Here is an 11,879-nt window from a genome sequence, read left to right on the forward strand (position 1 = left end):
ACGGCCAGCAGCAGGGCGGCTATGCCGACCAGGGCTACGGGCAGCAGCAGGGCTATGCGCAGCAGCCCGGGTACGACCAGGGCGGCTACGGCCAGCAGGGCTACGGGCAGCAGGGTTACGACCAGTACCCGGATCAGGGCGGCTACGCCGACGATCAGGCCTACGGTCAGCAGCAGGCCTACGGTCAGCAGGGCGGGTACGCGGCCCCGGCGGGCGGCTCCGGCTACTCGGCCACGCTGCAGCTGGACGACAGCTCCGGCCGCACCTACCAGTTGCGCGAGGGCAGCAACATCATCGGCCGCGGCCAGGACGCCCACTTCCGGTTGCCCGATACCGGGGTCTCGCGCCGTCATATCGAGGTCCGCTGGGACGGCCAGACGGCCATGCTCTCCGACCTCGGTTCGACCAATGGAACGCTGGTCAACGGGTCGCCGGTACAGGACTGGCAGCTCGCCGACGGGGATGTCATCCGCGCCGGGCATTCCGAGATCCTGATCCGGATCGTCTGATCCCGTAAGCTCGCGGTGCAGGTCACGATATGGCACGAGATTCCTCGGTCGTATCGTGATCGCAACCGGTCGACGGCCCTATGATGCTGCCAACACTCGCGGCGGCAGGCCGAAGCGCACCGGTTGGGGGTCACGGAGCTTTTTCCGTAACGACTGCCCGTACCTACGACACGGTCGAACAGGAGGTGGAGCACCGTGCAGGGACTGATCCTGCAATTGACCCGCGCGGGGTTCCTGCTGTTGCTCTGGCTGTTCGTCTGGGCGGTGCTGCGAACCTTGCGCAGCGATATCTACGCGGCCTCCGGCATCCGGGTCGCACCGCGCGCCGCAGGCGGTTCCGCGGTGCTCCCGTCCTTGCGCCGGGGCCAGAAGGGCGCCAAATATCTCGTGGTGACTCAGGGTTCACTCGCAGGCACCCGCATCTCACTCGGCTCACAGCCGGTGCTGATCGGGCGCGCGGACGACTCCACACTGGTCCTCACCGACGACTACGCCTCCACCCGCCATGCGCGCCTGTCGCCGCGCGGGGAGGACTGGTACGTCGAGGATCTCGGTTCCACCAATGGGACCTACCTCGACCGGTCGAAGGTCACCACCCCGGTCCGAGTTCCGCTCGGCACCCCCGTCCGTGTCGGTAAGACAGTGATCGAGCTGCGATCGTGACACTTGTTCTCCGCTACGCAGCGCGTAGCGACCGCGGTCTCGTCCGAGCCAACAACGAGGACTCCGTCTATGCGGGAGCGCGGCTGCTCGCGCTCGCGGACGGCATGGGCGGTCACGCCGCCGGTGAAGTCGCCTCCCAGCTGATGATCGCGGCGCTGGCGCATCTCGACGACGACGAACCCGGCCCGGATCTGCTGGGCAAGCTGGATCGCGCTGTCCGCGAGGGCAATGCGTCCATTGCCGATCAGGTCGAGGAGGAGCCGGAACTCGACGGTATGGGCACCACGCTCACCGCCATCTTGTTCGCGGGTTCCAAACTCGGCCTCGCCCATATCGGCGACTCCCGCGCCTACATGCTGCGCGGCGGCGAGCTCTCCCAGATCACCCGCGACGACACCTTCGTGCAGTCGCTGGTCGACGAGGGCCGCATCACGCCCGAGCAGGCGCACACCCATCCGCAGCGCTCGCTCATCATGCGGGCGCTCACCGGCAACGAGATCGAGCCCACCCTGGTGGTGCGCGAGGCGCGCGCCGGGGATCGGTATCTGCTGTGCTCGGACGGCCTGTCCGATGTGGTGAGCGATGAGACCATCGCAAACACCCTGCGCGAGGGCAGCACCGACGAGGCCGCCGACCGGCTCATCGAATTGGCTTTGCGCAGTGGCGGTCCCGACAATGTGACGGTCGTGGTCGCCGATGTCATCGATCTGGATTACGGCCAGTCCCATCCGATCGTGGCGGGCGCGGCCTCCGGCGAGGACGACGACACACCGCCGCCGAATACCGCCGCCGGGCGCGCCGCCGCCATGAGACCGCCGCGCGCCGCACCGCGCCGCGCGGTCAGCACGCCCGAGCCGGAACCGCCGAAGAAGAGCCACAAACTGCGCTGGCTGGTCCTGTCGCTAGCGCTGCTGGTGGCCGTGGGCGCCGGACTTACCGTGGGCTACAACATGATTCGCGGCAACTACTACGTGGGCGCCGACAACGGCCGGGTGGTGGTGCTGCGCGGGCTACCGGGCTCGGTGCTCGGCTACTCCATTCGCGATGTCGATCAGGTCGGCTGCGTCACCCGCACCGGCGACCTCCACCTGTCCGCCCCGGGCGCCGGTTTCCCGGCGGGCTGCCGGGAACTGAAGCTCACCGATCTCAAGCCCACCGGCCGTGATTCGGTCGACAAGGGTCTGCCGCCGGGCTCCCGCGACGATGCCGTCAAGCAGATGCAGGCGCTGGCGCAGAGCGAACTGCTGCCGCCGTGCGAGAAGGCCGCCCAGGGCCAGCCCACCACCCCGGCCACCGATCCGGGCCAGACCCCTCCCGCCACCACACCGGTCGCGCCGACCACCACCACCGTGCCGGGCGTGCCGGGCGCCGGTGAGCAGACCGGCGAGGGCCGTCCGCTGGAACCGCGTTCCCCGGGCGTCAGCGAGCAGCCGACGCCGCCGGTCACCACCACCACGACCGTGCCGCAGACGCCGGTTCAGAACTGCAGGGTGACGGACTGATGTCCGCGCCGGCACAACCGTCCGCTGGGGCCTTTCCCAGTCCGCCGGGCGGATTCGCACCCGCGCCGCCGCCGTCCACCCGGCGCAATGCGGAACTGCTGCTGCTCGCCCTGGCGGCGGTGGTCACCACGGTGTCGCTGGTGCTGGTCGAGGCCAGTCAGGAACTGTCCATCACCTGGGACATCGCCAAACTGGGCGCGTCTTATCTGGCCCTGTTCGGGGTGGCGCACCTGGCGGTGCGGCGCTTCGCCGCCTTCGCGGACCCGCTGCTACTACCGATCGTGGCGCTGCTCAACGGGCTCGGGCTGGTCCTGATCCATCGGCTCGACCTGTCCGAGAAACAGGATGCCGCGTTCTCCTCGACGCCCATCCCCTCCCCCGACGCCAATCAGCAGGTGCTGTGGACGGGGCTGGGGATGGTGGTCTTCATGGCGCTGCTCATCGTGCTGCGCGATTACCGCACGCTGGCGCGCTATGCCTACACCCTGGGTCTGATCGGGCTCATCGCGCTGGCCATACCGGCCGTGCTGCCGGACCGGTTCTCCATGGTGAACGGCGCGAAGATCTGGATTCGCCTGCCGGGCTTCAGCATGCAGCCCGGTGAGTTCGCCAAGATCCTGCTCATCATCTTCTTCGCGGGCGTGCTGGTCGCCAAGCGGGACCTGTTCACCGCGGCGGGCAAGCACGTGTTCGGCATGGAGCTGCCGCGCGCCCGCGATCTGGGCCCGATCCTGGTGGTCTGGGTGGTGTGCCTCGGCGTGCTGGTGCTCGAGAAGGATCTCGGCACCTCGCTGCTCATCTTCTGCACCGTGCTGGTGATGCTCTACATCGCCACCGAGCGGGTGGGCTGGGTGATCATCGGCCTCGGACTGCTGGCGCTGGGATTCGTATTCGCCTACAACGCCTTCGGGCATGTACAGGTGCGCGTCGAAACCTGGCTGCACCCCTTCGACGACTACAACAACACCGGCTACCAGATCTCGCAGTCGCTGTTCGGACTCGCCACCGGCGGTCTGGCCGGTACCGGGCTTGGCAGCGGGCGGCCCTCGCAGGTGCCCTTCGCCAAGACCGACTTCATCATCACCACCATCGGTGAGGAGCTGGGTCTCATCGGCCTGGCCGCCATTCTGATGTTGTTCTGCGTCTTCGTCATTCGTGGCCTGCGCACGGCGCTGGCGGTGCGCGACAGCTTCGGCAAACTGCTGGCCGCGGGCCTGTCGTTCACCATCGCCATCCAGTTGTTCGTGGTGGTCGGCGGTGTCACCAAACTGATTCCGCTGACCGGTCTCACCACGCCGTTCGTCTCCTACGGCGGTTCCTCGCTGCTGGCCAACTACGCACTGCTGGCACTGCTGATCAAGGTCTCCGACGCCGCCCGCGCACCCGCCCCGGTGCGCAAGCGGACGCCGGACCAGCCGATCGCGGACGCGCCCACCGAACTGGTGAAGCGGCCGCCGAAGGGGGGCGTCGCGTGAACACACCCCTGCGCCGGGTCGCCATGGCCGTCATGGTCATGATCGTCGCGCTGCTCGCCAATGCCACCTATGTGCAGGTCATCAAGGCCGACAGCCTGCGCAGCGATCCCCGCAATGTGCGCGTGCTGCTCGACGAGTACGCCCGCCAGCGCGGCCAGATCTCCGCCGAGGGCACCGTGCTGGCCAGTTCGGTCGCCACCGACGACCGCTACAAGTACCTGCGCACGTATCCGACCGATCCGCTGGCCTATGCCCCGGCGACCGGTTTCTACTCCATGCAGTACGGCAGCATCGGGCTCGAGCACGCCGAGGATTCGGTGCTCAACGGCTCGGACAATCAGCTGTTCGGGCGGCGGCTCATCGATATGGTCTCCGGCCGGGATCCACGTGGCGGCAATGTGATCACCACGCTCAACCCGGTCATGCAGAAGGTGGCCTACGAGCAGCTCTCCGCCAAGGGCTACACCGGTTCGGTGGTGGCCATCGAGCCGAGCACCGGCCGCATCCTGACCATGGTGTCCACGCCGTCCTACGACCCGAACCTGCTGTCCACCCACGACGGCACGGCGGCGGGCGAGGCCTGGAAGACGCTGCAGACCGATCCGCGCCAGCCCATGCTGAATCGCGCGGTGTCGCAGACCTATCCGCCGGGCTCCACCTTCAAGGTGATCACCACCGCGGCGGCGCTGTCCAGCGGTATCGCCCAGCCCACGGATCAGTTCACCGCGGCGCCCCGAATCACCCTGCCGGACACCACCACCACGCTGGAGAACTACAACGGCAGCCACTGTGGTCCCGGCGACGGCGCGACCGTCTCGCTGACCGAGGCGTTCAAGTACTCGTGTAACACGGCTTTCGTGGACCTCGGTATCAAGGTGGGGGCCGCGAAGCTCAAGGACGAGGCGGCCGTCTTCGGCATCGGCACGCATCCCAACATTCCGATTCCGTGGGCGGACAGCACCGTCGGTACCATTCCGGATAATGCGGCGCTCGGCCAGAGCAGCATCGGTCAGCGCGATGTGGCGCTCACCCCGCTGGACAATGCGGTCATCGCGGCCACCGTCGCCAATGGCGGCGTGCGGATGCAACCGCATCTGGTGGATCAGCTGCAGGCTCCCGACCTGTCCATCCTGGAGACCGTCAAACCCATGTCGGTCGGTCAGGCCATCAGCGCGCCGGTGGCCACCCAGCTGACCAATCTGATGATCGAATCGGAGAAGAACACGCAGGGAGGCTCACAGCCGCGTGGCTACCAGATCGCTTCCAAGACCGGCACCGCCGAGCACGGCAGCGATCCTCGCAACACCCCGCCGCACGCCTGGTACATCGCCTTCGCGCCGGCACAGAACCCGACGATCGCCATTGCGGTGATCGTCGAGAACGGTGGCGACCGGGCTTTGGCCGCCACCGGCGGATCGGTCGCCGCGCCCATTGCGCGCGCGGTGCTCGACGCCGGATTGCAGGGGGGCTGAACGATATGAACGTGCAAGGTAGACAGGGTCTCGAATGCTGAACAACGGTGCGATTATCGCGGACCGGTACCGGCTGCAGCGCTTGATCGCCACCGGTGGAATGGGCCAGGTCTGGGAAGCGCTCGACACCCGGCTGGATCGCCGGGTCGCGGTGAAGGTGCTCAAGGCGGAATTCTCCGCCGATCCCACCTTCCGGCATCGGTTCCGCACCGAGGCGCGGACCACCGCGCAGCTCAATCACCCCGGCATTGCCGGAATCTACGACTACGGCGAGACCCTGGACCCCTCCGGCGGCGAAACCGCCTATCTGGTCATGGAACTCGTCCAGGGCGAACCGCTGAACGCGGTGCTCAACCGGATGGGGCGGCTCTCGGTCGCCCAGGGGCTGGACGTGCTGGAGCAGACCGGCCGCGCGCTGCAGGTCGCGCACGCGGCGGGCGTGGTGCACCGGGATGTGAAGCCGGGCAATATCCTCGTCACACCGACCGGTCTGGTGAAGATCACCGACTTCGGCATCGCCAAGGCCGTGGACGCCTCGCCGGTCACCAAGACCGGCATGGTCATGGGCACCGCGCAGTACATCGCGCCCGAACAGGCCACCGGTGAGGAAGCCACCTCGGCGTCGGATGTGTACTCCCTCGGCGTGGTCGGTTACGAGGCGCTCGCCGGGCAGCGGCCGTTCACCGGCGACGGCGCGCTCACCGTCGCCATGAAGCATGTGCGCGACGCGCCGCCGCCGCTGCCCGCGGATCTGCCGCCGAACGTGCGCGAGCTCATCGAGATCACCATGGCCAAGGATCCGCAGCTGCGGTACACCAGCGGCGGCGAATTCGCCGATGCGGTGGACGCCGTGCGCTCCGGCCGCCGCCCGCCCGCCACCGGCGGCATTCCGACCGGTATTGCCACCGGCGCCACCCGCATCCTGCCGCCCGGGCCGACCATGGTGATTCCGGGCGCCAACAATGCCGACCAGGCCACCACGCGCTATCCCACGCCGCCGCAGCCCATGCGGCAGCCGCCGCCCCCGCCGCCCACCGGAGCGACGGTCATGATGTCGGGTCCGCGCACGCCCGTGGGCGGCCCGCCCGCACCCGCCAAGATCGGCGGGGACTCCGGCGGCGGCCGGTTCACCAATAGCCAGAAGGCGCTGGCCGGACTCGGTATCGGCGCCCTGATCCTCGGCGCCGCAGCCGCTTTCGTGCTGCTCAGCGGCGATCCGCCGGAATCGACGCCGACCACCAAGACCAGCGTCGTCGTCGCGCCGCCGCAGGTGCCGCCGAGCACCACCACGACCACGGTGCCGCCCACCACAAAGCAGCAGCCGCCGCCGGTGCAACCCACCTACGAGCCGCCGACGACGACCGAGGCGCCGCCGACCACGACACCTCCGCCGGTGACCACCACGGTGCCGCCGACCACCAAACCGGAGAAGACCACGACCGCCCCGCCGACGACGACGGTGGACAAAACCACCGTGCCGCCGACGACGACCACCGGTCGCTTCCCCGGGATCACCATTCCCTCGCTAACCTTTCCTGGGGGAATCGGAAACGGTGGCCGCGAACCCGCATCATCGCCGGACTACATCGCTCCCTCCAGCCCTCGAGGACTGCCATGACGACCCCGAAGAACCTCTCGTCTCGCTACGAGCTGGGCGAGATCATCGGGTTCGGCGGCATGTCCGAAGTGCACAAGGCGCGCGATCTGCGGCTCGGCCGCGATGTGGCGATCAAGGTGCTGCGCGCGGATCTCGCCCGTGACCCCACGTTCTATCTGCGCTTCAAACGCGAAGCCCAGAATGCGGCCGCGCTGAACCATCCGGCCATCGTGGCGGTCTACGACACCGGCGAGGCCGAGATCGACGGCGGGCCGCTGCCCTACATCGTGATGGAGTACGTCGACGGCGACACCCTGCGCGATATCGTGCGCGGCAAGGGCCCGCTGCCGCCCCTGCGCGCCATGGAGATCATTGCCGATGTGTGTGCGGCACTGGACTTCTCGCATCGCAACGGCATCGTGCACCGGGATATGAAGCCCGCCAACATCATGATCAACCGCGCGGGCGCGGTGAAGGTGATGGACTTCGGCATCGCGCGCGCCATCGCCGACAGCTCCAATCCCATGACGCAGACGGCGGCCGTCATCGGCACCGCCCAGTACCTGTCGCCCGAGCAGGCCCGCGGCGAGCAGGTGGACGCGCGCTCGGATGTGTACTCGGTGGGCTGCGTGCTCTACGAGATCCTCACCGGCGAACCGCCTTTCACCGGTGATTCGCCGGTCGCGGTGGCCTATCAGCACGTGCGGGAGAATCCGCGGCTGCCCTCGCACGTGCATCCGGGCGTCCCGCGCGAGCTCGACTCGGTCATTCTCAAGGCGATGAGCAAGAACCCGGCCAACCGGTACCAGACCGCGGCCGAGATGCGCGCCGATCTAATCCGGGTGCTGGGCGGGCAGAAGCCCACCGCGCCCATGGTCATGACCGAGGAGGAGAGCAGCAGCTTCCTCGACGACGAACTGCCGCCGCCGCGCACCTACCGCACCATCGAGCGCCGTGACGACACCACCGAACAGGAGATCGTCGAACCGGGTTCCGGCTCCCGGCGCACCGCGCTGGTCGCGGGCCTCGGCGCGGTCGCGGTCATTCTGATCGGCGCGCTGCTCTGGATGCTGGTCGGTCCCGGCTCGCGCCCGGATCAGATCGCGGTGCCGGATCTGGCCAATAAGAACGCGCAACTGGCGCAACGGGATCTGGAGAAGCTCGGCTTCAGCGTGGCCGTGCAGGACAAGGCCGACTCCAAGATCGCGCAGGGCAATGTCATCGCCACCCAGCCGCTCGGCGGCTCGCGCGTGGACAAGGGCTCCACCATCACCCTGCAGGTGTCCACCGGCCCGGCGCAGGTCTCGGTGCCGCGGCTGGCCGGGCTGACCCAGCAGCAGGCCGAGCAGTCGCTCAAGGCGCAAGGGCTGCAACTCAATCCGGATGTCAAGCGGGAACCGTCCAGCGCCGAGGAGAAGGACAAGGTCACCAACCAGGTGCCCGGCGAGGCGCAGAAGATCGATGCGGGCGGGCAGGTCACCATCACCCTCGGATCCGGACCGGAGAAGGTGCGCGTCCCGGATGTGGTGGGCCAATCCATCGATGTGGCCAAGCCGAACCTGGCCGACAGCGCGGGCTTCAAGGTCGTCATCGAGGAGGTGCCGAACTCCCAGCCCAAGGGCACGGTGGTCGACACTGATCCGGCCGCGGGCACCACGGCGGACAAGGGCTCCACGGTGACCGTGCAGGTCTCCACCGGCGATCAGATCTCCATGCCGGACCTGCGCGGGCTGACCCCGGCGCAGGCGGCGGATCTGCTCCGTCAGCGCGGCTGGGCCGGGCAGATCACCCAGACCACACAGAGCACGCTGAACACCGGTGAGGTCGGGCGCATCATCGCCCAGCAGCCGAGCGCGGGCTCCTCGCTGGGCAAGACACAGACGGTGACGATCACGACCGGCGTGCTGTCGCTCGGTCCGCCGTGAGATGTGGGGGTGTGGGGGCTAGGCCCCCACACCCCCATACCTACAGCCGCAGATGCCGGTTCATCGACATGGCTTCATCCGCGAGGTCGGGCAATTCGACCACTTCGACCCCGTGTTCGCGCAACCGCTCCACGCCCACGCAGTTGTCCACGAATGTGCCGGGCTCGCGCCAGGCGATAACCACGCGCCGGATTCCGGCCGCCAGAATGCGATCCGTGCACGGCGCGCGATCCTTGCTCCCTCGCACCGAACAGGGTTCCAGGGTGCTGTAGATGGTCGCGTACGGCAGGCGCGGATCATCGGATTCCAGCTTGTTCAGCGCGGATTCCTCGGCGTGGACCTTGTCGTCGGTCTCCCGGGACCAGCCGTGGGTGATCTCCACGCCGTCCGCGCCCACGATGACCGCGCCCACCGCGAAGGCGGTCGTACTACGCGGGCACAGTCGCGCCAGGCCGATGGCGTGCCGCATCCAGCCGCGATCCAGCCGGGCCTCATCCGACGACATTCGACTCCTCCTTCGGCAGATACGTCAGCAGCGCCATATCGCCGACCCGGCCGACGTCGGCCAGCCGCATGCGGTGTCGCGCGCCGCCGGGAAAATCTGCGGGCCCGAGAAAGCGGGGCGCGGCCGGATCGCCGACCGCGATCGGGGCGACGGCCATGCGGATCTCGTCGGCCAGACCGGCCGACAGGAACGCGGTGTGAATGGAGCCGCCGCCCTCCACCATGAGGCGCGCGATCTTGCGTATGGCGAGATCGTCCAGGACCGCCTCGAAATCGATTGCCGCGCCCAGGGATACCACCTCGGCCTCGCCGAATATCCATTCGTCGAGCCGCGCCGCGCCGGAATCGGTGGTGTAGATCAGCCGTTCGCCGCCGAAATGCCAGAACCGCAGATCCGGGTCGAGATCGCCACGCGCGGTGACGATCACCCGCAGCGGATACTCCGGCTGCCCGGCGGCAATGCGCCGCAGCCGCCGGTCCTCGTCATTGATCAGCAGCCGCGGATTGTCGCGCCGCAGCGTCTCCGCCCCGATGAGAATGGCGTCGGACTCCGCCCGCAATGCATCGACCCGATCGAAATCGGCGGCATTGGACAGCAGCAGCCGATCCGGCCCCGCATCGTCTATATAGCTGTCGATGCTCACCGCAACCGACAGCAGCACATGCGGTCTAGTCAGGCCCTTCACACCAGCGCCGCGACCTCCGCCTCCAGGGTCTGCACGAGCCCCTCGGCGGGTCGCTCGCCGCACACGCCGAGCCAGTTGGCCAGCATGCGATGCCCGCCCTGGGTGAGCACCGATTCGGGATGGAACTGCACGCCGTGAATGGGCAGCGTGCGATGGCGCATGGCCATGACGATGCCGGATTCGGTGCGGCCCAGCACTTCCAGCTCGGGCGGCATGGTCTCCTCGAGCACGGTCAGCGAGTGGTAGCGGGTGGCGGTGAAGGGATCCGGCAGACCGGCCAACACGCCCGCGCCGATATGGAAGACATCGCTGGTCTTACCGTGCAGCAACTCGGACGCCTTGGTGACGGTCGCGCCGAAGGCCGCGCCGATGGCCTGATGCCCCAGGCACACGCCCAGCAGCGGCGTTTCGTGCCGTGCGCAGGCCTTCACCAGTTCCATGCTGGCCCCGGCGCGCTCGGGGGTGCCCGGTCCCGGGCTGATCAATACGCCGTCGAAGTTCTGTACGACGGCGTCCAGATCCGCGAGTTGCGGGTCGTCATTGCGCCAGACCACCGCTTCGACACCCAGCTGTCCGAGATACTGGACCAAGTTGAAGACGAAGCTGTCGTAGTTGTCGACGACCAGAACACGCATATGTCGAGAGTAGTTGTCGCACCCGCGAACGTCGCACGCAATACCGCCGAACGGCTCCCCAAGTCGCCTTTCCCCAGGGTGCCCGGGATAACCTGTAACCAGACCACACGCCAAAAAAGAGGACGTCATGCCCAAGTCGAAGGTCCGGAAGAAGACCGATTACACCATCAACCCGGCCAGCCGGACGCCGGTGAAGGTGAAGGCCGGGCCGTCACCGGTCTGGTACGTCACCATCATGCTGGGCTTCATGCTCGCGGGCCTGGTGTGGCTGCTCGTCTACTACCTGGCGGCCGAGCAGATCACCTGGATGAACGATCTGGGCGCGTGGAACTTCCTGGTCGGTTTCGGCCTCATGGTCGTGGGTCTGATCATGACCATGCGCTGGCGATGAGTGCCTTACATCATTGTTATTCATACACATCTGTGGATGACCTTGTGGACAACTCGAGGATGGAGTGCGGACAGTGACGACGCCGACCGACTCACGTCTCTCCTGGTCCACCCCCACCGCGGCGGTTGTCGCCTGCGGAATCGGCGGCGTCGTACTCGCGGCGGCCGCCGTCCTCTCCAACGACGCCCCGGCCAAACTGCTCATCGGCCTGGCCGCGGCGGCCGTGCTCTTCCTGGCCTTCATGGGCGTGCGGCAGCGCCCGCGCCTGGCTGTCGAACCCGGTGATCCGGTCCAACTGGTGGTACGCGGGCTGACCGGGCCGCAGCGCTATACCGCCGATCAGGTCATGCGCGCCCGCGTGGTGCACTACCGGCGGCTGGGCCGCCGCCTGCCCATGCTGGAGCTGGATGTGGACCACGACGGCGTCGAGAAGCTGCTCATCTTCGGCCGCTGGGATCTGGGCACGCGGCCGGAGGAAGTCCTCGACACGCTGCGCACCCATCTCTCCGGTAAATAGCCG

Annotated in this window: 12 protein-coding genes; 9 read left to right on the forward strand and 3 right to left on the reverse strand. The window is 68.0% G+C overall.

From position 1 onward, the window contains the following. The 7 genes from NC4_RS04065 to pknB all read left to right on the forward strand — a co-directional run. Positions 1-509, forward strand: a 509-nt coding sequence (locus NC4_RS04065; protein ID WP_157554260.1) for an FHA domain-containing protein, incomplete at its 5' end; no start/stop codon positions are given. A gap of 195 nt (positions 510-704) precedes the next feature. After that, complete coding sequence (locus NC4_RS04070; RefSeq protein WP_067532462.1) at positions 705-1,172, forward strand: FHA domain-containing protein FhaB/FipA; 468 nt, start codon at positions 705-707, stop codon at positions 1,170-1,172. Then, positions 1,169-2,674, forward strand: coding sequence for a PP2C family protein-serine/threonine phosphatase (locus NC4_RS04075; RefSeq protein ID WP_067532465.1), 1,506 nt, complete (start codon positions 1,169-1,171; stop codon positions 2,672-2,674). Before NC4_RS04070 ends, NC4_RS04075 begins: the two co-directional genes overlap by 4 nt. Continuing rightward, entirely contained in the window at positions 2,674-4,149 is a 1,476-nt protein-coding gene (locus NC4_RS04080) for an FtsW/RodA/SpoVE family cell cycle protein (RefSeq protein ID WP_067532468.1), read from the forward strand. Before NC4_RS04075 ends, NC4_RS04080 begins: the two co-directional genes overlap by 1 nt. Continuing rightward, positions 4,146-5,621 (forward strand): peptidoglycan D,D-transpeptidase FtsI family protein, encoded by a 1,476-nt coding sequence (locus NC4_RS04085; protein ID WP_067532471.1) that lies wholly within the window; start codon positions 4,146-4,148, stop codon positions 5,619-5,621. Before NC4_RS04080 ends, NC4_RS04085 begins: the two co-directional genes overlap by 4 nt. Positions 5,622-5,655: 34 nt before the next feature. Further along, positions 5,656-7,239 carry a serine/threonine-protein kinase gene (locus tag NC4_RS04090; protein WP_067532474.1) on the forward strand — a complete coding sequence of 528 codons (1,584 nt, stop codon included), beginning with the start codon at positions 5,656-5,658 and terminating at the stop codon, positions 7,237-7,239. Continuing rightward, positions 7,236-9,143 (forward strand): Stk1 family PASTA domain-containing Ser/Thr kinase, encoded by a 1,908-nt coding sequence (pknB, locus tag NC4_RS04095; RefSeq protein WP_067532477.1) that lies wholly within the window; start codon positions 7,236-7,238, stop codon positions 9,141-9,143. The genes NC4_RS04090 and pknB overlap by 4 nt, the downstream gene beginning before the upstream one ends. A gap of 40 nt (positions 9,144-9,183) precedes the next feature. On the opposite strand, the gene NC4_RS04100 is transcribed toward pknB, so the two are convergent. From NC4_RS04100 to NC4_RS04110, 3 genes are read right to left on the reverse strand one after another with little or no spacing between them, the layout of a single operon-like run. Beyond that, positions 9,184-9,648 carry a dCMP deaminase gene (locus NC4_RS04100; RefSeq protein ID WP_067532480.1) on the reverse strand — a complete coding sequence of 155 codons (465 nt, stop codon included), beginning with the start codon at positions 9,646-9,648 and terminating at the stop codon, positions 9,184-9,186. Next, on the reverse strand, positions 9,635-10,333 hold the full coding sequence (locus NC4_RS04105; RefSeq protein WP_245721482.1) for a RibD family protein: 699 nt from the start codon (positions 10,331-10,333) through the stop codon (positions 9,635-9,637). Before NC4_RS04105 ends, NC4_RS04100 begins: the two co-directional genes overlap by 14 nt. Continuing rightward, the gene (locus NC4_RS04110) at positions 10,330-10,968 is read right to left on the reverse strand and encodes an aminodeoxychorismate/anthranilate synthase component II (protein ID WP_067532483.1); all 639 of its coding nucleotides are present in this window, start codon (positions 10,966-10,968) and stop codon (positions 10,330-10,332) included. Before NC4_RS04110 ends, NC4_RS04105 begins: the two co-directional genes overlap by 4 nt. 127 nt (positions 10,969-11,095) lie before the next feature. Between NC4_RS04110 and crgA the strand changes: the two genes are divergently transcribed. Both crgA and NC4_RS04120 read left to right on the forward strand, forming a co-directional pair. Then, positions 11,096-11,359 (forward strand): cell division protein CrgA, encoded by a 264-nt coding sequence (crgA, locus tag NC4_RS04115; protein WP_067532487.1) that lies wholly within the window; start codon positions 11,096-11,098, stop codon positions 11,357-11,359. Positions 11,360-11,432: 73 nt separating this feature from the next. Next, positions 11,433-11,876, forward strand: coding sequence for a PH domain-containing protein (locus NC4_RS04120; protein ID WP_157554262.1), 444 nt, complete (start codon positions 11,433-11,435; stop codon positions 11,874-11,876). Positions 11,877-11,879: the final 3 nt, after the last annotated feature.

Origin of the sequence: Nocardia crassostreae (assembly GCF_001613405.1) — a bacterium.
Classification (GTDB): domain Bacteria; phylum Actinomycetota; class Actinomycetes; order Mycobacteriales; family Mycobacteriaceae; genus Nocardia; species Nocardia crassostreae.

What these genes read in the sequence shown, in the direction of transcription:
- NC4_RS04080 (WP_067532468.1), top strand. Translation starts at nt 2,674, where the DNA reads ATGTCCGCGCCGGCACAACCGTCCGCTGGGGCCTTTCCCAGTCCGCCG.
- crgA (WP_067532487.1), top strand. Translation starts at nt 11,096, where the DNA reads ATGCCCAAGTCGAAGGTCCGGAAGAAGACCGATTACACCATCAACCCG.
- NC4_RS04100 (WP_067532480.1), bottom strand. Translation starts at nt 9,648, where the DNA reads ATGTCGTCGGATGAGGCCCGGCTGGATCGCGGCTGGATGCGGCACGCC.
- pknB (WP_067532477.1), top strand. Translation starts at nt 7,236, where the DNA reads ATGACGACCCCGAAGAACCTCTCGTCTCGCTACGAGCTGGGCGAGATC.
- NC4_RS04110 (WP_067532483.1), bottom strand. Translation starts at nt 10,968, where the DNA reads ATGCGTGTTCTGGTCGTCGACAACTACGACAGCTTCGTCTTCAACTTG.
- NC4_RS04090 (WP_067532474.1), top strand. Translation starts at nt 5,656, where the DNA reads ATGCTGAACAACGGTGCGATTATCGCGGACCGGTACCGGCTGCAGCGC.